Annotated in this window: 22 protein-coding genes; all 22 read right to left on the bottom strand. The window is 37.7% G+C overall.

What is annotated here, in order from left to right:
* Positions 1-18 precede the first annotated feature (18 nt).
* Positions 19-1,371 carry an ABC transporter substrate-binding protein gene (locus tag LPB68_RS15415; protein ID WP_068656835.1) on the bottom strand — a complete coding sequence of 451 codons (1,353 nt, stop codon included), beginning with the start codon at positions 1,369-1,371 and terminating at the stop codon, positions 19-21.
* A gap of 32 nt (positions 1,372-1,403) precedes the next feature.
* Positions 1,404-3,134 (bottom strand): cache domain-containing sensor histidine kinase, encoded by a 1,731-nt coding sequence (locus LPB68_RS15410; protein ID WP_068656837.1) that lies wholly within the window; start codon positions 3,132-3,134, stop codon positions 1,404-1,406.
* Between the two features lie 84 nt (positions 3,135-3,218).
* Entirely contained in the window at positions 3,219-4,082 is an 864-nt protein-coding gene (locus LPB68_RS15405) for a carbohydrate ABC transporter permease (RefSeq protein WP_068656839.1), read from the bottom strand.
* On the bottom strand, positions 4,079-5,032 hold the full coding sequence (locus LPB68_RS15400) for a carbohydrate ABC transporter permease (protein ID WP_068656841.1): 954 nt from the start codon (positions 5,030-5,032) through the stop codon (positions 4,079-4,081). The genes LPB68_RS15405 and LPB68_RS15400 overlap by 4 nt, the downstream gene beginning before the upstream one ends.
* A gap of 99 nt (positions 5,033-5,131) precedes the next feature.
* Positions 5,132-6,487, bottom strand: a complete 1,356-nt coding sequence (locus tag LPB68_RS15395) for an ABC transporter substrate-binding protein (protein WP_068656842.1) — start codon at positions 6,485-6,487, stop codon at positions 5,132-5,134.
* 197 nt (positions 6,488-6,684) lie between these two features.
* Complete coding sequence (locus LPB68_RS15390) at positions 6,685-8,373, bottom strand: ABC transporter substrate-binding protein (RefSeq protein ID WP_068656844.1); 1,689 nt, start codon at positions 8,371-8,373, stop codon at positions 6,685-6,687.
* Positions 8,374-8,564: 191 nt separating this feature from the next.
* Positions 8,565-9,464, bottom strand: a complete 900-nt coding sequence (locus LPB68_RS15385) for a carbohydrate ABC transporter permease (protein ID WP_068656846.1) — start codon at positions 9,462-9,464, stop codon at positions 8,565-8,567.
* 15 nt (positions 9,465-9,479) lie between these two features.
* The gene (locus LPB68_RS15380; RefSeq protein ID WP_068656848.1) at positions 9,480-10,460 is read right to left on the bottom strand and encodes an ABC transporter permease; all 981 of its coding nucleotides are present in this window, start codon (positions 10,458-10,460) and stop codon (positions 9,480-9,482) included.
* Between the two features lie 202 nt (positions 10,461-10,662).
* Positions 10,663-12,216, bottom strand: a complete 1,554-nt coding sequence (locus tag LPB68_RS15375) for a response regulator transcription factor (protein WP_162274316.1) — start codon at positions 12,214-12,216, stop codon at positions 10,663-10,665.
* Entirely contained in the window at positions 12,209-13,996 is a 1,788-nt protein-coding gene (locus tag LPB68_RS15370) for a sensor histidine kinase (protein WP_068656851.1), read from the bottom strand. Before LPB68_RS15370 ends, LPB68_RS15375 begins: the two co-directional genes overlap by 8 nt.
* 144 nt (positions 13,997-14,140) lie before the next feature.
* Complete coding sequence (locus LPB68_RS15365; protein WP_068656853.1) at positions 14,141-14,458, bottom strand: thioredoxin family protein; 318 nt, start codon at positions 14,456-14,458, stop codon at positions 14,141-14,143.
* A gap of 275 nt (positions 14,459-14,733) precedes the next feature.
* Complete coding sequence (locus tag LPB68_RS15360; RefSeq protein ID WP_068656855.1) at positions 14,734-15,666, bottom strand: manganese-dependent inorganic pyrophosphatase; 933 nt, start codon at positions 15,664-15,666, stop codon at positions 14,734-14,736.
* Positions 15,667-15,807: 141 nt separating this feature from the next.
* Positions 15,808-17,016, bottom strand: a complete 1,209-nt coding sequence (locus LPB68_RS15355; RefSeq protein ID WP_068656856.1) for an SLC45 family MFS transporter — start codon at positions 17,014-17,016, stop codon at positions 15,808-15,810.
* 4 nt (positions 17,017-17,020) lie between these two features.
* Positions 17,021-17,758: a glycerophosphodiester phosphodiesterase gene (locus LPB68_RS15350; RefSeq protein WP_068656858.1), complete on the bottom strand. Its 738-nt coding sequence runs from the start codon at positions 17,756-17,758 to the stop codon at positions 17,021-17,023.
* A gap of 289 nt (positions 17,759-18,047) precedes the next feature.
* Positions 18,048-18,575 carry a hypothetical protein gene (locus tag LPB68_RS15345; RefSeq protein WP_068656860.1) on the bottom strand — a complete coding sequence of 176 codons (528 nt, stop codon included), beginning with the start codon at positions 18,573-18,575 and terminating at the stop codon, positions 18,048-18,050.
* Between the two features lie 75 nt (positions 18,576-18,650).
* On the bottom strand, positions 18,651-18,938 hold the full coding sequence (locus tag LPB68_RS15340; protein ID WP_068656862.1) for a DUF6509 family protein: 288 nt from the start codon (positions 18,936-18,938) through the stop codon (positions 18,651-18,653).
* A 119-nt stretch (positions 18,939-19,057) separates the two neighbouring features.
* Positions 19,058-19,612: an SLOG family protein gene (locus LPB68_RS15335; protein WP_068656864.1), complete on the bottom strand. Its 555-nt coding sequence runs from the start codon at positions 19,610-19,612 to the stop codon at positions 19,058-19,060.
* A gap of 124 nt (positions 19,613-19,736) precedes the next feature.
* On the bottom strand, positions 19,737-20,786 hold the full coding sequence (locus LPB68_RS15330; RefSeq protein ID WP_232510191.1) for a S1 family peptidase: 1,050 nt from the start codon (positions 20,784-20,786) through the stop codon (positions 19,737-19,739).
* 164 nt (positions 20,787-20,950) lie between these two features.
* Positions 20,951-21,283 (bottom strand): hypothetical protein, encoded by a 333-nt coding sequence (locus LPB68_RS15325; RefSeq protein WP_068656866.1) that lies wholly within the window; start codon positions 21,281-21,283, stop codon positions 20,951-20,953.
* 429 nt (positions 21,284-21,712) lie between these two features.
* A complete protein-coding gene (gene arsC / locus LPB68_RS15320; RefSeq protein ID WP_068656868.1) occupies positions 21,713-22,132 on the bottom strand; it encodes an arsenate reductase (thioredoxin) in 420 nt (139 codons plus the stop codon).
* Positions 22,133-22,156: 24 nt separating this feature from the next.
* Positions 22,157-23,452, bottom strand: coding sequence for an arsenic transporter (locus LPB68_RS15315; protein ID WP_068656870.1), 1,296 nt, complete (start codon positions 23,450-23,452; stop codon positions 22,157-22,159).
* A gap of 35 nt (positions 23,453-23,487) precedes the next feature.
* On the bottom strand, positions 23,488-23,808 hold the full coding sequence (locus LPB68_RS15310; RefSeq protein ID WP_418303840.1) for an ArsR/SmtB family transcription factor: 321 nt from the start codon (positions 23,806-23,808) through the stop codon (positions 23,488-23,490).
* Positions 23,809-23,872: the final 64 nt, after the last annotated feature.

The following is a 23,872-nucleotide window of genomic DNA, read 5'->3' as shown; positions in this document are numbered from 1 at the left end:
TATCTAACCTCCCAACATTTACTTACTGAGCGTATTTCTCCTTAGACTCCAATATTGATTTGAAGCATCATCAAGCTGATCCAATGCCTCTTTTGCAGTGTTCTTACCATCAATCATTTCTTCAATCACTCTTAAAAATGACCTTTTCACCTCTGGAGACAACAAATTATCATAAGGAACAAAGCTTATTGAGCTTTCCTCCATGAGTTGGATCATTTGAGTGAAGATCGGCCCTGTCTTCTCAGGATCAAATCTGATCCACATTGAAGGGATACGTAAACCTTCATAAACAATTCGTGTCTGAACTTCTTCCGTATAAAAAGCTTGCATTAACTCCAATGCAGCTTCTTTCTTAGCATCAGATAAGTTGGAAGATAGTCCTATTCCAATGGTATATCCCCCTGCCATCGACCGTGTTCCTTCGGCAGCATAAAGCGAAGGGAATGGAATGACAGTCACTTCATTCTGGAAGTCCTTCGGGGCATCATCATTGTTAAACAATGTAATATCCCAATTCCCATTCAAATACATAGCCGCTTTACCATGAGTAAAAAGGTGCACAGCATCTTCCGTTGAAAGTTCATTAGGCGAGGGTCCAAACACATCATCATTAATCCATAATTCCAATTGATTAAATGCCCTTAAGTAGTCCTCATTCTGAAACGCAATATTCTCTTCGCCCTGCACCAACTGATTAATCAAATCTGAATTCGAGAAACGATCCATTAGATAATGTGCAAAAATCCCTGCTGGCCACCGTTCCTTATTCCCCAATGCAAAAGGGATATAACCATTCTGCTTCAATACTACGATAGCTTCATTTAATTCTGAAAGGGTACGCGGTATTTGAAGTCCCAAACTTTCAAAAATCGTTGAATTTACATATAGCGGCTCCGCATTCCCTTCAATAGGTAATCCGTAAACCTTTTCATTCGATGTCCACAATTGAAGATCTTTAAACTGATTTTTTAAATGATTATCATTTATGAAATCCGTTAAATCCATCAAACGATTGGCACGAATATAGGGTTCAATTTCAGCACCGCCAAATAATACAAACATATCTGGTGGTGATCCTATGACCATTTCACTCTTCAATTTTTGTTCTCGATGAACCGTTTGATCCATTCCATCAAAATTAACCTTCACGTTTGGATGCGATAATTGATAGGTCTGTACGACATCTTCAAAAATATCTAGTACATGCCGATCATGCTCCAGAATCCAAAAATGACGAAAGGTTAATGTAATCTTCTCCGTGGTTGTGTCATCGACGGGAGAATCTTCTTCCTTAACAGTAATAAATATGACCGTTACAACCAGAAGAATCGTATATACAATGATCCAACCCCAGTTCATAAATCGCCTCACAATAACTCCTCCTCCTCAGTATATGTGACTATTTAGGTAGTAATCTTCGGAATACGAATTCGAATAGTTGATCCGTAACCAGGAGAAGAACAAATCAGAATACCATAAGGGCTACCGAATCGAATAACTAAGCGTTCATGAACATTCTTTAGCCCTACACCATTATTACGGTACTTCTTCTGACCTGTGGAATCCGTATTCCATAGGTTCATCAATGTAGACTGATCAAAACCAGGTCCATTATCTATGACATCGATCAGTATATCCTTCTCTGACTCATAAGCTTGAATCGTAATATACCCCTTGCTCTCCATAGGCTCAATTGCATGATATAATGCATTCTCGACAATCGGCTGAACGATCAATTTCTGCGTCATGAAATATTTCATAGATTCAGGAAAATCAATGCTGTAATCAAATTGATCCTCAAAGCGGAATTTCTGGATATTCAAATAATGTCGTACATGCTCAAGCTCCATATGTATCGGAATTAATTCCTGATTCTCATTTATACTAATCCTTAGTAATTTTCCCAAGGAAATAACCATCTTACTGATATCTTTGTTACCTTGTAATATAGCCATAGAATTAATAGATTCTAATGAATTATATATAAAATGCGGATTGATTTGAGCCACTAATGCCTGTAATTCAGCTTCCTTCTTACGACCTTGCTCCGTTTCCACCTGTAATATCAATTCATTAATTTGCGTACTCATTCGATTAAATCCATCGATCAATAAATCTCTTTCATCGTCACTTTTTTTATGCGAAAGAATGGGTATAAATACGCCTTGCTGTACCCGTTTCATCCCATTAACTGCACTAATGATACTTCGAACTAGTTTACTTATGAAAAATTGATCAAACCAAAAAGCTGACAATAATGAAAATAGACCTAACATAATGGCAACGTTACGAATAGAGTCAGATTCAGAACGAATCAGATTCATCGGTGTAATTGCAACCAAATACCATTCCTCATTATAGGATGGTAAGAACGTGATTAGAGACTTTTCATCCCGATAATCATCAATATAATACCCCTTCTCCTTCGAGTATCCACTCGCTAAAAAGGGAAATTCTATATGTTCACCCATTTGACCGCCTGCTTTGTTAAAAACAATGTTTCCCTGTTTATTCACAAGCAAAATATCCCCGCTCTTCAGCGTGGCTGTCTCCCAAAAAACTTGATCTAATATATCTGGTTTAACATAAATAACGAGAGATCCTATATTCTCTAAAGAATAATAGTCCTTAATTACCCGCGAATGAATGAGAACTGGATTTCCTTGTTCTGACGTACCGTTCTCCCCAGGTCCAAACCACACAGGTTGTCCTTCAGCTTTCTGCATCGATTCATACCATACTTTTCTCTTCATACTGTCGAAAGACAGAGGCTCATTATAATGATAGATTAACCTATCATTACTATAAAGGCTAAATGATGAGATCATAGGATGGTTAATTAACGTATTGTTGATTTCCTGTTTACGATCATAAGTCATAATCATATCTAGTTGCTTCAGAGATTGTTGAATTGCACCGAGTGGTTGTGTAATTGCTGCATTAGAGATGGCAGTAATTTCACTAAGAGCGTACTTTAATTTGCGATCTGTCTCCAGTAGGGAAATCCAATAGAAATGACTTGATTTCTTCTCCATCGCATTCGAGAAATTATAATATGATATGGCCCCCATCACGATCACAGGAATAAACACAAGAAGAATAATAGCGAGCAAAATTTTACGACGGAGTTTCATTTCTTCACTTCCTCCTGCTGTCTCTTACGTCTATTATTCTTCATTGCGCTTCTAATTCCTTGCGTAAAATAAAACAAATATAATTTAGCTCTTGATCGCCCCTGATGTAAGACCTGCAATAAAGTATCTACTAAAGAAAAGGAATACTATCAATAGTGGGATTGTTGCAGTAAAGGTTGCGGACATGATCATTCCATAATCCAAACCATCGCGATTTGAGAATAATTGTTGCAATGCGATCTGAATCGTATAGTGTTCTTTATTCTTCAACACAACTAGTGGCCAGAAGAAGTCATTCCATACATTCATGAAATTCAGTATTCCGAGTGTAGCCATAGCAGGTGTAATTACCGGGATAGCAATGTTCCAAAAAACACGAAAATGTCCCGCCCCATCGATACGGCCTGCTTCAATCAATTCGGAATGCACTGAAGTGGATATATACTGCCTCATCCAGAATATACCAAATGCATTAACCATTGCTGGTACGATAAGCGCTCTGTAAGTATCAATCCAATGTAGCTTAGCCATGATAATGTACGTTGGAAGTACACTCAATTGAGTTGGTACAAACAAGGTCGCAATAACACAAACGAATAGAATATTCTTGAGGGGAAACTCATACTTAGCAAACGCATATCCAGCTAGAGTACAAAAGAATACAACAGAAATCGTAACCATCGAAGAAACAAATAACGAATTACCTAAAGCTTGGAAGAAATCTGATTTCTCCAATACACGTTCAAAGTTATTAAAAAATTGATCACCAATTGTTAGTAAAGGAGGTATGTTAAAAACAGCTCCACGATCATTCGTAGCAATTACAAACATCCAATAAAATGGAAAAACGGATACCAGAGCCCCTACTATTAGTAATACATAATATAATATTTTACTAAATAATCCTGGGTTGCCTAGTTTGGTCGAAGATGTATTCATTGTGCTCATGCTTTACCTCCTTTTGAATCTCCACCTAAACGATTAGATATGATCATATTCAGGACAGAGAAAACGATGGTGATTAGGAGCAACATAACTGCTGTTGCAGCTGCTGTACCAAAGAAACCGTTACGGAAGGCTTCACTGTATAGATAAGTAACCATCGTAACCCCTTCTTCGCGAGTAGAACCAGTTCCTGATTGTCCGAGGAATACGTATGGCTCCGTAAATAATTGAAGTGCTCCTATCGTTGATAATAAAGTTACGAAGATAATAAAAGGCTTTAACAATGGTAAAGTGATATACATCAATTGTTGCTTTCTATTCGCACCATCAATTTTAGCAGCCTCATATAAGTCTATCGGAATGCTTTGCAGACCTGATAGAAAAATAATGGCATTATACCCTGTCCAACGCCACATTACCATCGTAGAAATAGCAATTTTAACACCCCACCATCCCGAGTTAAATGCCACATTCTCTAATCCCAATCCATTAAGGATCCAATTAATCATCCCATTATTTCCGAACATCGTACTAAAAACGAGTGTTACCGCTACGATTGACGTAATATTGGGCATGAAATAAAGAATACGAAAGGTTTTCTTGAATTTGGTCAGAGCTGAGTTAAGCATAATCGCTACAAATAATGCTACGATTAACTGGGGAATCGTCCCCATGACGCCCATAATAAGCGTATTGCTAAATGAGATCCAGAAGGTAGGATCACTAATGATAAGATCATAATTTTTAAGCCCAACATATTTCATTGGACCCAATGCGTCCCACTTAAAAAACGATAGATAGATAGTGAATACGATCGGATAAAGCCCAAATATAGAGAATATAATAAAAAATGGGGCTATAAATGTATAGGCCGTAATATTGCTACGTCGTTTTTCCGTCAGAAAAGGCTTCTTAACGCTAACAGATGGGCGAACTGTAATCGGTTCTGCCATGCTGCACCTCCATGAAATATTTTGTAAATCCAAATTCGCAAGAAGTGTCCCTCCCTGCGAATTTGGATGGTCTAGCTATATTGGTACTATTTATAATTACTAGCTACGTTCCGCTAATGTCTTCGCTTTCTTAACTGCAGCATCCCATTCTTCAGTTGGATCTGCTTTCTTCTCTAATACATTTTTAAGTGCATCTTTGAAGAATGTATCTGTTTGGTCATGTAATGGTCCGTAATAAACAGGTTTTACGCGTTCTGCCGCTTTACCATATTCAACTGCTGTTGCTTGACCTCCAAAGAACTCATCTTGGAATCCTGTAAATGCCGCATCTTCATACAAAGCAGGAATTGAAGGCATTAGACCACTAGCTTTAAAGGATTCTAGTTGGCTTTCTTGACTATCTAACCAAGAAATAAAGTCATAAGCTTCTTGTGGATGCTTACCTTCTTTAGGTATGGTTAGGAATGATCCACCCCAGTTACCAGCACCCTCTGGAAGTTGAGCAATTTTCCATTTACCAGTTGAGTCTGGAGCATTACTCTTAATGTTTCCTGCCATCCATGCTGGCCCTAGGATTACACCAAATCCTCCATCATTCATTGCTTGACCCCATTCAGGAGACCATAGCAGTGTATTGCCAATCCATCCTTCTTGGATACCCTGAACTGTGAAATCATAAGCTTTCTTCACTTGTGGATTGGTATCTCCAATAAAAGATCCATCTTCTTTATTAAAGTAAATTTGGTCTGCAGATTGATCACGAAGAGCGTTGTACACAAGATCTGTTAAATCTGCAAATGGTTTGCCTGTTTTTGCTGTGAAATCCTTTGCTACTGTTGCGAATTTATCCCATGTATCGATTTGAGCTCCGAATCCCTCAGGATCAACAGGTAGCCCTGCTTGCTCAGCTAGATCTACACGATAATAAGCAACTGTTGGTCCAATATCTGTAGGAAGACCAAGTTGGAAACTTCCATCAACGGAAGATGCTTGTTTCCATTTCCAGTCTAAGTAATTGCCGGCAATATCCTTAGCACCAAAATCATTTAAGTTCTGAAATTTATCTTGAGCATTAATGAAACGCTCCATGAAACCGATTTCAAGCATGAAGATGTCTGGAGCACCTGAATCCGCTGACAACGCAGTTGTCAAATTATTATGATGTGCGGTTTGGTCAGATGTATTCTGAAACTTAATCGTAATGTTTGGATTTTCTTCTGTATACTTCTTAGCAAGATCTTCATAATTTGTTGTTCCTAGTGACCAGAATGAAAGCTCAACCTTTTCCGCAGGTTCAGTAGCTTCATCAGTATTCTTTGTTTCTGTTGATTCAGTTTTTTCAGGAGCAGCAGCATTATTTTTAGTATTATTGTTGCCATTCCCTCCACAAGCTGCCAACGATGCGACTAACATGATTATAAGAATCAATGCTGTCCAATGTTTAACTCTTTTCATTTTCCTAACCCCTCTCGAGAATGTTTCTATTTACATTTCTTATTCTACAAGATTCATTTCCATATTTTGAGGTGGTAAACTTGCGATTTTAGGTTGAAAAAATTACGATTTTTATCCACCTCTTTCTTAAATTCCCTTATATTTCAAAAAAAAGAGGACTTGCTTATAGCAAGTCCCCTAGTCTTTATATACTCTGATTATTTACCGCTCCATAGATCTACGCGCTGTTTCACAAGCTCCGTATACTCTTTTTCCATCTCAATTGCGCCAGCTTTATCAAGTTCTACTAGCATCGCATCATAGACAGCATCGAATTTCTCAGGAGTCGTTAGAATTGCTTCTGGAATACGTTTACGAATAATATCTTGCGTTTTTTGGAATTTAACAGCGTAACTTGAACCTTCTTCTACGGTAATGTTAAATGCCGCACCGTAAGCCTTAACTGGGAAATCCTTCTCCGTTGGGAATAGATCCTTCCAAGTAGTCGCATTGTATGCTGCTAAGCTTTCCTTCTCAGCCTCGCTGTATCCAGCTACGATTTGCTCTGGGAAGTTCGTTGTGTAATAGTTGCCAGATGGATCTAATACACCATCTCCATAATGTGCAGACATATTACCATATAATCCAATACCCGTTGTCTTAATGAAGTTAGTATTATCATTATTCTTCTGATCTAGAACATCTTCAGGAATGACACGTTTACCATCTACAACATTATAATGTTGTCCTTCGATTCCCCAGTTGATAAGGACTTGTCCCTCATCAGAAGCAAGGAAATCCAAGAATTTAATTGCACGTACAGGATCTTTTGTTGCTGATGTGATACCGACACCCCAACCTGATAGGAATCCAGTATCTACAAAGGTATGATCTTGGTATTCTTCAGAAAGTGTTACTGGGAAATGTGCATATGTTCTTTCGTCTTTACCAGCTGTCTTCAGAGCGTTCTCAGCATCTGCATATCCCCACTCTTGGTCGATCAGACCAAGAACTCGACCACTGGATATTTTCGATTTATATTGGTCACTCTTCTGAATGAATGAATCTTTATCAAGTAAACCTATGCTGTACATATGGTTCAACCAACGGAAGTATTCTTTCTCTTCCGGACGTTTGTAATGAAGTTGAGCTTCAAATGTTTCAGGGTTAATGTAGTATTCACCATCATCAGGTGCACCAGTAGTATAGAATGCTGGGTTCGTTACAGTGATCATGATTCTCCAATCATCCGCATCTAAAGTCAGAGGAATCGTCGGTTGACCATCAATTGTAGGATGTTTGTCATAATACGTCTGTAGTACATTCTCGAAATCTGTAAGTGTCTTCACTTCTGGATAACCTAGTTCCTTAAGAACTTCATGTTGAATCTCAAATCCACCTGTTGCATCAAAACTTGTCTGATTTACAGCAGCATTCGTCGGAATAACATAGATCGCGCGATCTTCATTATTATAAGGAAGACGATCCAAATATTCACCGTACACTTTTTTGATATTTGGGGCATGCTCTTCAATCAAATCAGTCAAATCCAGCATTGCGCCAGCATCTACTAATTTAGCTACATCACTTTTTGCATAGATAAAGTCTGGATAATCGCCACTTGCTGCCATAAGCGCAATTTTATCTTGACCTCCGCCAGAAATTGCATATTCTGCATTTAACGTTACGCCAGTTTTCTCTGTAATTGCTTTCCCTACTGCATCTTGCATTTTGTTCCAGCTTGGACTTGCATCTGCTCCAAAGAAGGAGAACGTAATTGGTGATGTTGTATCTCCAGTATCTACAGGTGCAGCGCTATTGTTTGCGTTACTACCACATCCTGCAATAGCTAATGAAGCTACGATTAACGAGATAAAAGCCATTTTTTTCTTATTAGTTGTTGCCATGAATAAAAAACCTCCCTAACGTATGTCTAGTCTTTATTTGTATAGCAGATTGATCTGTCTATACATTGTCTTTGTCTATTTTATCTCTATCTCTATCTATATCTATATTTCTGATGCGTAGTCTATTCGATATCATTTGAATAGACATTACTCATCATAGCTAAGACCTAATTAATAACTTGCTTAAGTGCTTATGATTTTACTGCTCCTAGTGTCATACCACCAACAAAGTACTTCTGTAGGAAAGGATAGACTACTAAGATTGGAACCGTAACGACGATTGTAATCGCCATTTTGATCGATTCTGGTGAAATTTGAGCCATCTTTTGTGCCATATCATTAGCATTTACTGCAGAACCACCAGATTGAGTACTTTGAAGTACTTTCATCAATTCATATTGCAAAGTTGTCCAAGTAGAATTACTACCGTTGTATAAATACGTATCAAACCATGCGTTCCATTGACCTACGGCAATAAACAAGGCAATCGTAGCAAGAACGGGTTTACACAATGGAAGAATAATTCTCCAGTAAATCGTGAAGTCATTCGCTCCATCAAGCTTAGCTGACTCTTGCAACGCATACGGTAGACCATCAATAAATGATCTTACGATAAATACATTAAACGCACTTACTAATCCAGGTAGAACATAAACCCAGAACGTTCCGATCAAATTCAAATCGCGCATTAGAATGTATGTTGGGATCAATCCACCTGAGAAATACATCGTTAATGCAAGGAATGTAGAAACAAATTTTCTACCTGAAAAATCTACACGACTGAGTGTAAAAGCAATCATCGATGCACTTAACAATCCTAACAATGTACCAACTAATGTACGAAGTACTGATACTTTTAACCCTTGAATCAAGGTGTCATATCCAAAGATAGTCTTATAGTTATCTAACGTAAATTGACGTGGGAAGATCGTTATCCCGCCCCGAACGGTATCAATCGAATCGTTCAGTGAAATAGCTAGGACGTTTAAGAATGGATACAAAGTAACGATCAGAACTAGTATCATAAAGATAATATTGCATACGTCAAATATTTTCTCCGACTTGGTTGCATTAAACGCTTTATTAGGCATATCTACCCCCTCCTTCTACATTATGCTTTCTTTAGTGATTTTCTTGAAGATACCATTAGCCGTAAAGAGCAAGATAACACTCACAACTGAGTTGAATATCCCAATGGCTGTACCGTATGAGAATCTACCCATATTGAGACCATAATTCAGTGCGTATAAATCAAGCACTTCATGATAATCCGTTGTTAAACTGTTACCGAGTAGAAATTGTTTCTCAAAGCCGATACTTATCAAGTGACCAATAGACATAATGAGAAGAACCGAAATCGTTGACCGAATTCCTGGTAATGTAATATGCCACATTTGCTTAATTCGACCCGCACCATCAACACGTGAAGCTTCGTAAAGCTCTAAATCAATACCTGTAATTGCCGCCAAGTAAATGATTGTATTCCAGCCCATCTCTTTCCATATATCTGAAACAGTTACAATGTACCAGAATAAGTTCCCTTTAGCCATGAACTGAATCGGTTCATCAATAATATTAAGAAGCATTAATAATTGGTTTACTGCGCCGCCCTCTGTGGATAACACCTTCGTAATAATACCTGCTACTACCACCCATGATACAAAGTGAGGGAGATATGAAACGGTTTGTACAAATTTTTTGAACATTACTGCACGAAGTTCATTCAATAGAAGTGCGAAGATAATAGGAACTACAAATCCGAATACTAATCCCATTAAGCTCATCGCTAAGGTGTTTCTCATTACAAGATAAAAGCGTTCATCTGAGAATAACTCTACGAACTGTTCGAACCCTACCCATTTCTGTTCACCGAATGAACGAGCTGGTTTGTAGTTCTGAAAAGCCATCGTCCATCCCCATAAAGGCAAGTAACTAAATACAAAGACCCAGATTACGAAAGGTAAAGACATTAAGTAAAGATATTTTTGTTGTGCAAGCAACTTCCAAAGCCCTTTTTTCTTTTTTGGAGCCGGTGAACCTCCACCGTTACTGTTGGGGGAAATGTCGCTGGTTGTTAGCGTTTCCATCTTAAGGACCCCTCCTCTATTTGATATACTCTATCTTACTTGAATCAAATAGAGCATCATACCCAATGAATTTTATATAAAATCATATAATAATTAGACATAATTCATTAAATCAGTATGAAAGTCATGTAAATATTATTGTTTTTCATGAAAACAAGTCATTTAGCGCGTCATTTTTCGATATTATTCGCTATATATACTACTAATCTTTTTCCTTCCCTTTAAAAGAAGATGGAGAAACTCCCGTGTATTTCTTGAATTTACTATGAAAGTAATCCACATTGGCATATCCCACACGAGAAGCCACTTGATGTACCTTTAGGCCTGCAGTAAGTAAATCCTTCGCCTTATCAATACGGATTTTGTCTAAAAACGTGTTGAATTGCTCGCCTGTGTAATTTTTGAATAGCTTACCTAAATAAGCACTGTTGTAGTTAAATACTTCTGCTAAAAGCTCTAATTTTAAATTTTCATTATAATTTCTCTTGATAAAATCAATCATTTGCTTCAGCACGGTGTCCTTACTGATACCACCTAATCTATCTATTAAGTTACTAAGGTGATCAATCGTTAGCTGTCTCAATTCCTTCAACGTATCTTGTTGATACAAGCCTGAAATAAATACAGAGTATTGCTGAATAATTGGATTCAACTCAGGATTACTATTAGATAGCTTATTCATTACGATAGTAAGGATCTGAACATATAAAGATTTCATCGTTTGTTCTGAGCTTCTTATACTCACAATCCGCTGTTCAATCTCTTCCATTACACGCCAAACAGCTTCTTTACTCCGGATGTCCAAGGCATAGTATAGCTTATCTGATAACTCAATCTCGTCTACCTGACTTACAACAAGTTGATTATCAAATTTTACCCGCATTACCTGAAGGTCATCGATAAGCATTACTCGTTTATGCTCAAAAAGAAAGCGATAATGAAGTAACTCGGTTGCACTGCTATATGATGTACCTAATTCTCCTATTTCTTTGACTGCTTGTCCGGCTGCAGCGTAGACATCCCAGCCCCAATCCATCGTTATCTTAGAAAGTTCCTCATACAATGCCTCAGCTCGTTGCTCTCCCTCCACGATATCATTTAATAATAATCCTATATTAGTCCCTGCTGAAAAAACGATTGCTCGTTCAGTTTGCTCAAAATACTCCGTTAATTTTCCTTTGAGTGCATTTAAATACATAGATCCCCCGAAAGCTTGACCATGAACTTCAATTAAAATGATTTGAAATGAATTCCATAGAAGTCCCAAATTCACAACATTATCATAATTCCCTTGCTCGCTCTCATGAAAAAGGAAATCCTCCACCATGTGTGAACGCAAATAATGATCATCTTCTGCATTCCGTTGCTGCAACTCTCTACCTTTGGATAGTGATAAGTGGATTCGTTGCAATTCATCCACCAATTCATCTTCATCCACTGGTTTGAGTAAATAACCGTCTACACCAAAAACAATCGCTCTTTTAGCATAATCAAAGTCGGCATATCCACTTAGAATTAAGAATCTTCCGCTACTATATTCCTGACGTATTTGGCCGATCACTTCAAGTCCAGTCATTCCAGGCATCCGTATATCAATGATAGTGAGGTCAGGTCGCAATTGTTGAAATTTAGCCAATGCTTCCCTTCCATTTGATGCAGTATCGATCACTTTATAACCGCACTCTTCCCAATTAATAATCGTCTTTAACCCTTCACGAATAGAAGGCTCATCATCTACAATTAATACATTAAACAAAGCTATCTCCCCCAATCGGTACATTAAATAATATCGTTGTACCTATTCCAAGCTCGCTAACAATAACTAAACCATGCTCATCTCCATAAAATAACTTAAGTCTTTGGTGAATATTTCGTAGTCCAATTCGAGCCCCTTCCACTTCGTCCCATTCTAAAGAATCCTGAATTTTCCGTAAGTTCTCAGGTGAAATTCCTTGCCCGTTGTCCTTCACTTCGATATTCAATTCGTTATTAGCTATCCAGCATCTCACAGTTAGAAGCGCATTAACTTCTTTGCTTTCAAGACCATGAATAATCCCATTCTCGACGAGTGGTTGAATAATAAGAGGTAATATAAATACATCTTTTGCATCTGGATCCATCAATAATTCGAAATTCATCCGATCCTGATATCTGAATTTTTGAATTTCCAAATAAGAACGTACCATTTCCATTTCTTCTTTTACCGTAGTCCTGCCTTCACCGATTTCTAAGCTTTTTCTCATTAATTTACCCAATAGCCTAACAATATAAGCAATTTCCTTTTCCCCATTAATATGGGCTTTCATTCGAACTGACTCCAGAACATTAAATAGAAAGTGAGGATTAATTTGACTAGCCATCATTTTAAGTCTGATCTCTTTCTGAGCAATCTCTAACTTATTATTTATTTCATTCGTCTCATAAACTTGATTCATTAAATCATTAATACTCATAACCATATAATTGAATTGTCTTGAGAGTTGTGCTATCTCATCGTTACCATCAATTTCAGAAGTAACGGAGAAATCACCTCTCGCTACTTTGTTCAACTGCCTGCTAAGATGAAGTAATCTACTTGTAATCAGTTGAGATATAATATAAACAAGTCCTAATGCTAATGCTAGAACCGCGGCAATAAGCACCAGTCCAATCCACCCAATTCGCTGTGAAGCTTTCGTAATACTCTCGGTTGAGAATACAGAGACGATATTAAGCCCATTACGACTAGATTCCAACGTTAGTTCACTTACAACAATGTTAGAAGGTATACCATTAACCTCTGCCTCGAAGGTATCCTTGCTTGCCTCCGATATGCTAAAATTCAAATCTCGCTCCGCAAGTGTCTTACCTACTAAATCTGGGTTCTTAGCTGCTACAATATAGCCACTGTCATCCGCGATCATCGTCTCAAAAGGCTCGTTACTCAAAATTGAATTCAAACGATTCTGATTCAGAGAAATAACGAGTACACCTTGTGTAGGGTATTCACTAAATCTTATACGTCGAACTAAACTTAGCTTCTCCTCTGACGTTGAGTCTTTATCCTTCATATAAAACCAACCAATTCCATTACTTGTCCCCACGGTCTTATACCACTCTGTCTCTGTAATATTATCGTCAATATGAGTGAAATCCAGATTATCACTCATTGTTTCATTATGATGGTAGAATCGAATTCCGCTAATTTCTGTGTAGAGCCCAGTAAGCTCTGCGAACTCCTTATACCCTTGATAAGCTTGGAATAACTCTATGTCGTTCTCATAACTTCTATTCACTATCGACTGTAAATCTCCGTCTAAGTATAATTTATTGGATATATCAATAGGCACTCTCAGCATATTCTCCATTTGATTGCGAACCCTATCTACGTTATTTGACATCTGAGCAATTGCACTATCTAATGCTAACTGTTTAGAATAACCGATCACCATAACACCTATAATGATAACGGGAACCATGACAACAATAATATATGAATAGATAAGTTTATTCTTTATTTGAATGTTATTCGTTTTTAGGAGAAAGAAACTCCACATATCGTTCACCTCAACACCATCATATCACAGCTAAAAAACTATTTTGACACTATCGTTGATTATATATCCCAACAAAAAACACCTTCCTCTCAAATTTATACTGAGGGAAGGTATTTGTCATATCAGCAACCAACGCTGAATTCATTACTTAATTGCGTCTAAATATTCCGTGATCTGTGCAGGAGTCTTGGCAAATTTACTATGCAAATGTGCAATTTTCTCACCATTCCGATATACCAATAAACTTGGAATCCCTCTTACATCATTCTCTTCAGATACATTCGGGAACTGCTCAACATCCAATGCGTAAAATCGTTTATCGGCATTATTCTCAATAATACTATCCATAAATTTATCTAATGTTTTACAATCGGGGCACCAAGTAGCATCATATTTAACGACAGTCCATTCATCATCCTGTGTCAATTGACGGTACTGTTCTTCTGTTTGAATTCTTTCCATTATGTTATTCCTCCTGAGGTTGATCCGTTCATGACAAGATCATTTATCCTACACTACATTTTACCGAATAATAATTCTTTTGCAAACTTACTAGATCTATCTTATATATCATCACAAGCATAAACGCCTTCGGCGTCCTTATAAGGACGGTAAGTGTTTAAGCAAGAAATATAAGATATAAAGTATAACGTAAAACTTATACTTTATATCTTATATTTCGAAAAAACGCAGTCAAGCCAAATTACGGCTATAACTGCGCTTTCTTAATTTATAAATTACAATTTATTCAAAATTTCAGTTAATACAGGAACAATCTGTGATTTACGGGATACTACACCTTTAAGAAGAGCTTTATTATCAACTAATTGAACGCTGTAAGCTTGCTCAACAGCATGGCTTACTTTACCAAGTGCTAAGGCAATGGAATCATTATTTAGAATATCCGTTACAACGAATACGAATAGATCCAACCCTTTCTCCGCTATAACAGCAGACAACGCAGCTTCTAATTCAACTTGACGAGTTATTACGTCATTGGTATCTACAGCATTTACTTGTGCAATCTCAACTTTATAATTTCCCATCTGGAATTCTTTAGCATCAAGTGAGATCAATTCGGCAATTGTCTTGTCACTAAGATCGGCACCTGCCTTTAGCATCTCAAGTCCATAACTTTCTAAATTAACTCCTGCAATCTCAGCTAATTCCTTAGCTGCTGCTACATCTTCGTCCGTGCAAGTTGGCGATTTCAAGAGAAGCGAATCCGAAATAATTGCAGATAACATTAATCCTGCTACTTCTTTACGAACAGCTACACCCTTTTCCTTATATATTTTATTTAAAATAGTCGCCGTACAGCCAACAGGTTCAGCACGGTAATACAATGGATGACTTGTCTCAAAATTCGCTATACGGTGATGGTCAATGACCTCAACGACACGAACTTTGTCAATGTCACTCGCGCTTTGTTGGCGTTCATTATGGTCAACCAAAATAACATCTTCTACTTCATTCGATACCGTCTCAACTAAGCGAGGTGCATCCACTTTGAAATAGTCCAGTGCGTATTGTGTTTCACCACTGATATTACCCAAGCGTACGGCTTCTGCATCTACACCTATTGCATTCTTTAATTCCGCATAAGCAATTGCAGAGCAAATTGTGTCTGTGTCTGGATTTTTGTGTCCAAAAATAAGTACTTTCGTCATAAAATTTATTCTCTCCTTCTCGTATTCAATAAAAATAATCAAGATTGATTATCCTCTAATACTGATATTATAACGTCAAAACCTTCTTATTCCAATTACTTTACAGAGATTTATTTAAAATGTTCTATATAGAGTGTCAAATTATTGGGATAATCCATTATCCGATACATTTAAAGACTCATTATCTTGCTTAACCATCAACATACAAACCAATGCCATTAGCATACTTACTGATGCAGAGTAGAACAATATAGAATAACCAAAACTATCGATCATCTTACCCAATAAAGGTGGAGAGGTTATGGCAGCTAATGAAGAGACCAAGTAATATAATCCTGTTCGTGTTCCAATACTCTCCTCTTTACCAGTCGAAATAATAAACGGATAAGAATTGATATTAATGCAGGCCCAGAACATCCCACCTATGAGTAGCACAAGACGTAACATAAGTAAATCCTCTACAAGGGTAACTAAAGCAAACACCGTAAACAGACCACAAATACCGATCATAATCATCTTTTTCTTACCGAATCGCTTACCTAGAAATCCACTTGGAATCGCAAAAAGAACAAAGGCTAACGAGAAGAACGTAAGTGAGAAAGAAGAGGCATTCTCGCTCAGCCCAAGATGATTTTTACCATATAGTGTGAACAATGTTTCCACACCTTGATAAGCAACGAACCAGAAGAATATAGCTGCTAGTAGAAACAACGTCGTACGATCAAGCTGCTTTTTTAACGAAATACGAGGTTTTTTTGCAATAACAGATTGTTCAGTATGTACATTCACTCCATCTCTCTCTTCTTTAATGGAACGATTAACGACCAGAAGGCAGATTAATGTTACGATTCCCGCAGCAATAAATGGTGCAGATTTATGAACATCATACAACATAGAACCCACACCAAATGCAATGATTGAACCAACCCCACCCATAAAATTGATAATACCATTCGCCTTTGTACGTCCGGTCTCTGGGGTAATATCAGGCATAAGAGCAACGGTCGGTGAGCGATATAAGCTCATTGCAAGGTTCATGAGGATCATGAATAATAGCAGCGTAAATAATCCTGTATGAAAAGGAATTAAGGCCGTTAAGACTGCAGCTAATGGCATCCCAATTAACAAATAAGGCATTCTTCTACCATAACGACTTCTAGTACGATCGCTACGGTTCCCTATCCATGGTTGCAGGAACAAGGCAAAATAATTATCGATCGTCATCAAAAATCCAACAAGTGCTATACTTTGCACATAATTCTCGAGGAAAAATGGAACAAATGCATTATATAATGCCCATGTAATACTAATACTGAAAAATCCAAACCCGAGTAGCCATGTTCTCTTCACACACTCACACTCCTCTTTGAGATAATAGTTCAGCTAGTATATCAGGGTAATCGGTAATAATTCCGGAAACACCCGCTTCAATCAAAAACTTCATTCGATCAGCATCATTTACAGTAAACGGATGATAATCGATGCCATGTTTCTTAGCATCTGCGACGAACTCTGGCAATACTGCAAAATGAATTGCGTGTAGTGCATCTGCACCAACTGAAGAGGCATAATCCCAAGGTCTATACAACCCTTCCATATACAATACCCCTGTCCGGATCTCTGGGGCGATGGATTTACAATATGCTAAAGAGTAATGGTTAAAGCTAGAGAGTACAACTCGCTCCGCCATGCCATATTGGCGAACTAGGTTGATGACTTTATCCTCCATACCAGGATACATAAATATTCCATTTTTCAATTCAATATTTAGGATCGTATCTCCTTCTCGTAGAAGTTCCAATAGTTCAACTAAAGTGGGGATATGTTCTCCTGCAAATGATTCCCCGAACCAAGAGCCTGCATCTAACTTAGATATTTCATCATAGGTCATATCTTTAATGTAGCCCTTACCATTCGTAGTTCGATTGATAGCTTCATCATGAATCAAGACAAGCTGTCCATCATTCGTCATTTGCACATCTGTTTCAATCCCTGTAGCACCTAATTCAAGACTTTTTATAAATGATACCATTGTATTCTCAGGACATACTGCTGATGCACCTCGATGTGCAAAATTAATGATCTTCTTCACAAACTTATCCTCCTTCTAGTTTCACCTACCTATTATTATAGTTTTTATTTTGGTTAGATACATCATTAGAATGTAAAAAAACTCAACCTATTTGAAGATTGAGTTTTTCGTATAAACATCGGATATATTGTAGCGGTTAATTTTAGTTATCCACAATTGTTAACAACTTATTCACATTTCAGTTAAATTACTCACATTTATTGCTTAGTTATAAACATTATGAACATAGTTATTCACAATTCTGTTGGTAACAACACCGCTAACATACAATATGCCTCTCATAATAAACTTATAATAAGTTATTCACAGCCCAACGATGTTGATATCTCTCAAGCATTGGATGTAAAACAGTAGGTTCTGCATTTAATAAGAGTCGAATTTTCACGATCCATTCCTCAAAAGATGAGTACGAGGCAAATAAATTAGCTGTCTCTGGCGTTATGTACAGAAAATATGGGGATTTATACTTCTCTTCGATTAATCGAAGTGCAGAATCCATCGGAGTGTATTTTTTTCTCTTACCTTCCAAACCTTCAACGACTACTTGCGTGTAATTTCGTTCGTTTCTCCATTGAAATAGTCTTTTTTCTCGCTTGTGAAAAGCACTTACCGGTTCATTCAACATCCGTCTAACCGTTTCCTCGTGCAAAGGGTACAGAACGAGCTTATCAAATGAATAATGCTCCATACTCTTCACTGCAAGATCTAATTCTACCTCTGTCGTCTGCTCAAAAGTATCATAGTAAATTAATGTACCTTTACGTTTCTCCACTGGAGGCTCATAACCAAATGGTACGGATTGAATATTCCGATGCATGCTTTCCCTCCTCTAGCAAGATTGTGACTAGTATGCCCTAAATTTCACCTTTAACAACCTAGGACATGACCTAAATTACTCAGCTAAATATGCTTTGCAATAAGCATCTACCACTTCAATCTCATCATCTTCTAAATCAAATTCGACATAAGCCTCTGATGTTCTTTCCAAAAGCTCATATTTCACGATCCCGCTTCGACTTTCGTCAACTGTATAAATAACTCTAACATTTAAGCCGTTCTCTAAATACAATTCATCATCCTCTGCTACATCAATCTCAAGAATGAATTCGTAACGTTGTCCGGTCAAAATATTGAACGGGTCCTTTATTAATTTGACAGTGTGATTCGTAATAGTTAGCATATTTTCATCCTTTCATATCCCTCTCGGGTGGAGCATAAATTTTCAAGCTCTTTATCTATTATACCGCAAAACAACATCCCGTCAGACTTTAATCAGAAAACCACTACTACCTATTTTATTTAGTCCATCTCATAGGTTTCTTCGTCCGCTATACTTTGGATATCCTCCGAGCAAATATTCATATATACATATCCTTCTTGTTGTTGCCTCTTTAAGGCTTTCTCTTTCATATATTTAGGGCTTCCCTCACCAGAATCCTCATCATACAGCAGTAGAATACCCTCTGTTTTCCTTAGCAATAAGTCATCTCTTGCTGTGAATTGCCAGCTACCACTATAGGGTTGGTTGCTAACAGCAGCGTAATAATCCACATCTCTCAGGATTTGATTATAGTACTCCTTCTTATCTTCTTTCCATTTCTCCTCTTGATTCACAAATGCCGTAATAATAGAACATCTCAGATGAGGATATTGTCTTTTCAACGAAATTACTACTTCACACGCCCATAAATCAACCCCATACTGTCCCGGAGTAATAATCCACTCCAGTCCATCTTCAATGAGAGGAACTAACTTTCTAACCATAGCCTTTTGTATATAGGAGATGCCCTTATGCTTTTGATCATAAATATTAAGCTCATGTGCACGGTAACCTGTTACTAGCAGATTCTTCATCACTAACTCCCTTGGTATGTCTTCACATACACTTGTTCACAATTCTTATAGTATAGTTCCCCTATTTATACCTGTCCATCATTACACCACAAAAACCCAGCTACATGAGCCAGGTATTGTATCCTTATTTCTTTATTCTTCTTACTTGAAGAACCTTCAACCTTGTTAGTTCCTTCGGTGTAAGCTGCCGTACATAAGCTAGTGGTGACTTATTGGTCTTCACACGTTTGATCTTTCCTGTTCCAACCTTCCTTGCAATTCCTGTTCTGAAGATCTGCATCGCCCAATTCACAGGAAAAGCAATCGAGGTCATGCCGTCCGCGCTACCTGCGTAATTCACTGCTGCAGCATAATTATCCACCTGTCTTAGCCATACAGAGCCAGAATCTCCCGGTAAAGAAACAGGGTTAACCCCCCGAATAACCGTTTGATTCACAAACTTAAGCACACCTATACTTTCACCATAATCGACTAGAATATCTGTATCCACGGAATCCACAATCCCTGAGACTAATCCAGTTGTACGACCAACCTTCTTCAGTCGTTCACCTACACGATATGTGGTAACATACCCAGGAAGAATACCCACTGTGGCGTAGCTAGGACTTAATAATCTATTTCTTACAGGAGTTGAAAGTGCCACGTCCACTCTATTGTTTTGATTTTGTCTTAACTGAACGTACCTTGATAATCGACCAACACGATCTCTTCCCGATTGTCCCCCATCCGCTCCGCCTGGCTGGATCGTCTCTGTGTTGGCACTGGAATTTGTAGGATTCAACACATGATTATTGCTAAGTATATAGCGCTGCTTGGCATTAGGAACATTCGTGACGATTAACCCAACGGTTCCTGAACCACCTGTAGTCCCGATACTGTATCCGGCAGGAACAGGTCTTATTCTGCTTTTATAGTCTACAAAGGAACGTAACTTGCCTGACTTTACAATCCGCACAGGCACGGTTGTTGCTTTACCCTTCACCTTTGTAGTAAGCCTTGAAGAATGTCCGAGGAACGTGGATGAATTTTTATTAGAATAAATAATGACCGCAGCACCTTTCTTAGGATCATTAGGGTCCTTATATCCTACACCAATTCCATGAACATCCGATCTTGTTAACATACTTCTAGCTATACGCTTCTTCATCGCATGTGCTGTTGAAAAAGTAGCCAATACCCATCACCTTTTCCCATTGAGATAAGGTATTGTATTCAAAGCATGATAAATGTTTATGGGCATATATGGATTATGATTGATTTTTCACCATAAAAAGAAGGCATCTCCCGCTTGGAAGGTGCCTCCTTCTCCTATCGTAGAACTCCTGCTGAATTTATGATTTATGTTTTAGCTATAAACGTAAATGCGATTCGTCTTGTCACTGTAGTAGGGTTATAGACCACTACCACCCATTGATTATCATTTAGTGAGTAATTGGCAGTAGCATACGCAGGTAATGAGTTACTTCTATCAATCCACCATCCCCCACTCACTGGCTTCAAAGTACCTCCACTAAAAGTAAATGTGAAGAAAGTGTTTGGAGTTATCGTGCGGTTATAGACAAACCGAAAAAAACCATCTCCTAGATTTTGTGTTGCCTTACCTTTATTGGCGATGACTCTTACCTTTTTAATCTGTGCACTTGTTCTTTTAATAGTTACTGTCTTTTTCATGATCTCACCTCCTGCTTATATTAAATGAATAATAAAGGTGAGTAGCTTGGATATATAACCCTGTAAATCTTCATTAATTTTGATGATATTGTTGAATCCGTTTCCAACCATTCTCAAATACAGATTGATTTCTGTCACAAAATGTTCAATAATTAATACAAAGTCACAGAAAGTTCACATTTGTAACTTTAATGATAAGGAGCTGACTTTATATGATAACCCCTAAAAGCAAACGTGAAAGCCAAGTATTTCTTGTCTTTGTTGGAATTGGAGTCTTTTATTCCTTATTTTATAGTGCATTCATTATTCTTTCTGTTCATGGACAATAACTTTTTCTATAATGACTAAAAACTCCACCATGACTCATATTAATGACTAGAGACATCGGTGGAGTTATTTTGATTTTCTTATTATACAACTATCGCATTCCTATTGACCTGTCTTGGCGAATTGTTGAATTCGCTCTCCAATCTGATCTCGAACTTGTTGGAATACTCCCCATTTCTCTTCATCCGTTCCTTGTGCCTTCGCTGGATCATCAAATCCCCAGTGCTCACGTTTCACTTGTGGTGGCGTAACTGGACATTTATCCGCTGCATCCCCACATAAAGTAACAACTAAATCTGCATTGTTCAGTAGATTAGAATCTATTATGTCGGATGTTTGCTCAGAGATATCAATAGCTACCTCACTCATGGCTTTCACAGCTTTGGGATTTAATCCATGCGCCTCAATTCCTGCGCTATAAATATTCCAAGTGTCCCCTAAATATTTCTTCGCCCATCCTTCAGCCATCTGACTACGGCAAGAGTTACCAGTGCATAAAAAGTATAATGTTTGCTTATCCAAAACAATCTCTCCTCTTAACATCAATTAATGAATCATTAACCATAGATACAGACCTAGCAAAGTAATAAACAATGTTGGTATCGTCAATATAATTCCCGTTCTAAAATACGTCCCCCAAGAAATCTTCACATTCTTAGAAGCTAATACATGTAGCCATAATAGAGTTGCTAATGAGCCAATTGGTGTAATCTTTGGTCCTAAATCAGAACCAATGACATTCGCATAGATCAGTGCTTCTCTAATCACTCCCGTTGTATTCGTAGCATCAATAGCGAGAGCATCAATCATCACCGTTGGCATGTTATTCATAATAGATGAAGTTACAGCTGCTATGAAGCCCATCCCCATGGTTGCTGCGAATAAACCTTGATCAGCTACAGATTGGATTACATCTGCCAACAAATCGGTTAATCCAGCATTTCGTAATCCATACACAACTACATACATTCCAATGGAAAAGAATACAATTGCCCATGGGGCTCCTTTAATAACTTCCTTCGTCTGTACATAAGGACTTCTTCTTGCCATTAGTAAGAAGAAAATTGCAATGATTCCTGCAATAAAAGAAACTGGGATATGCAATAATCCACTGACAAAATACCCGATCAAGAGTATCGCTAGCACAATCCATGACAATCGAAACATTCTCTTGTCCTTAATCGCATCTGCTGGATTTTTAAGTTGCGTAGCATCGAAATGCTTAGGAATGCTCTTGCGGAAGAAGAAATACAATACGAGAATACTCGCAACTAATGAGAAAATCGTAGGCACAATCATGACACCCGCATATTCCATAAAGGTAATCCCGAAGAAATCAGCTGATACGATATTAACTAGATTGCTGACTACAAGCGGTAACGAGGTCGTATCTGCAATAAACCCACTAGCAATAATAAATGGAAAAACCCTCTTCTCATCAAATTTCAGTGCTCTAACCATAGCTAATACGATAGGAGTTAGAATTAATGCTGCACCGTCATTTGCAAAGAATGCTGCTACAACCGCCCCAAGAATCGTTACATAGACGAACATTCGAACACCATTCCCACGTGCAGCTCGAGCCATATGTAAAGCCGCCCATTCGAATAATCCGATCTTGTCTAAAATCAATGAGATTAAAATGATAGCAACAAATGCTAAAGTAGCATTCCAGACGATCAAAGTTACATCTACAACATCAGTAAAGCTTACGACACCCACAAGCAAAGCAAGAATCGCTCCACCACAAGCAGACCATCCAATCGATAAGTTTTTAGGCTGCCAAATAACAAAAATTAATGTAATAATAAAAATAATACTTGCTAGAAATACAGACTCCACACTCCAAACCTCCAGTAACTTGTGTTTCTATACCATTATTTACACTCAGTGATAATTAATTCTTTATTTAAATTTGTTAGAATTGTTCTTGAATCCGGCATTTGATCAAGAACTGCTTGGATATGAGGCTTATTATCCACATCTAATGAATAATGGACCCACTGCCCTCGTTTATTCTCTTTAACCAGATTCTGTGCTTTCATTTTTCTTAGATGCTGACTAATGGCCGGTTGTGATATATCAAAAATTTCAACAAATTCACATACACACCATTCTCTTTCTTTCAAAAGAGATAGCATCGTAAGACGAGTCTTGTCGCCAAGAAGTTTCAAATCATCTGCTATATCAACCAGCATATCCAAATCAATCCCTCCTTCAAGATATATAACCATTTCATTATATAAGTGATTGGTTATATAA

Origin of the sequence: Paenibacillus crassostreae (assembly GCF_001857945.1) — a bacterium.
GTDB classification, from domain to species: Bacteria; Bacillota; Bacilli; order Paenibacillales; family Paenibacillaceae; genus Paenibacillus_AQ; species Paenibacillus_AQ crassostreae.
Note: the sequence above shows the minus strand (reverse complement) of the source record. Positions and strands in the feature narration are given on the sequence as shown.

Bases quoted from the DNA above. Each gene is read 5' to 3' on its own strand.
- LPB68_RS15385 (WP_068656846.1), bottom strand. From the start codon at position 9,464: ATGCCTAATAAAGCGTTTAATGCAACCAAGTCGGAGAAAATATTTGAC.
- LPB68_RS15405 (WP_068656839.1), bottom strand. From the start codon at position 4,082: ATGAGCACAATGAATACATCTTCGACCAAACTAGGCAACCCAGGATTA.
- LPB68_RS15325 (WP_068656866.1), bottom strand. From the start codon at position 21,283: ATGAAAAAGACAGTAACTATTAAAAGAACAAGTGCACAGATTAAAAAG.
- LPB68_RS15400 (WP_068656841.1), bottom strand. From the start codon at position 5,032: ATGGCAGAACCGATTACAGTTCGCCCATCTGTTAGCGTTAAGAAGCCT.
- LPB68_RS15390 (WP_068656844.1), bottom strand. From the start codon at position 8,373: ATGGCAACAACTAATAAGAAAAAAATGGCTTTTATCTCGTTAATCGTA.
- LPB68_RS15345 (WP_068656860.1), bottom strand. From the start codon at position 18,575: ATGCATCGGAATATTCAATCCGTACCATTTGGTTATGAGCCTCCAGTG.
- LPB68_RS15380 (WP_068656848.1), bottom strand. From the start codon at position 10,460: ATGGAAACGCTAACAACCAGCGACATTTCCCCCAACAGTAACGGTGGA.
- LPB68_RS15340 (WP_068656862.1), bottom strand. From the start codon at position 18,938: ATGCTAACTATTACGAATCACACTGTCAAATTAATAAAGGACCCGTTC.
- LPB68_RS15310 (WP_418303840.1), bottom strand. From the start codon at position 23,808: ATGCTGGTTGATATAGCAGATGATTTGAAACTTCTTGGCGACAAGACT.
- LPB68_RS15335 (WP_068656864.1), bottom strand. From the start codon at position 19,612: ATGAAGAATCTGCTAGTAACAGGTTACCGTGCACATGAGCTTAATATT.
- LPB68_RS15360 (WP_068656855.1), bottom strand. From the start codon at position 15,666: ATGACGAAAGTACTTATTTTTGGACACAAAAATCCAGACACAGACACA.
- LPB68_RS15410 (WP_068656837.1), bottom strand. From the start codon at position 3,134: ATGAAACTCCGTCGTAAAATTTTGCTCGCTATTATTCTTCTTGTGTTT.
- LPB68_RS15365 (WP_068656853.1), bottom strand. From the start codon at position 14,458: ATGGAAAGAATTCAAACAGAAGAACAGTACCGTCAATTGACACAGGAT.
- LPB68_RS15370 (WP_068656851.1), bottom strand. From the start codon at position 13,996: ATGTGGAGTTTCTTTCTCCTAAAAACGAATAACATTCAAATAAAGAAT.
- LPB68_RS15395 (WP_068656842.1), bottom strand. From the start codon at position 6,487: ATGAAAAGAGTTAAACATTGGACAGCATTGATTCTTATAATCATGTTA.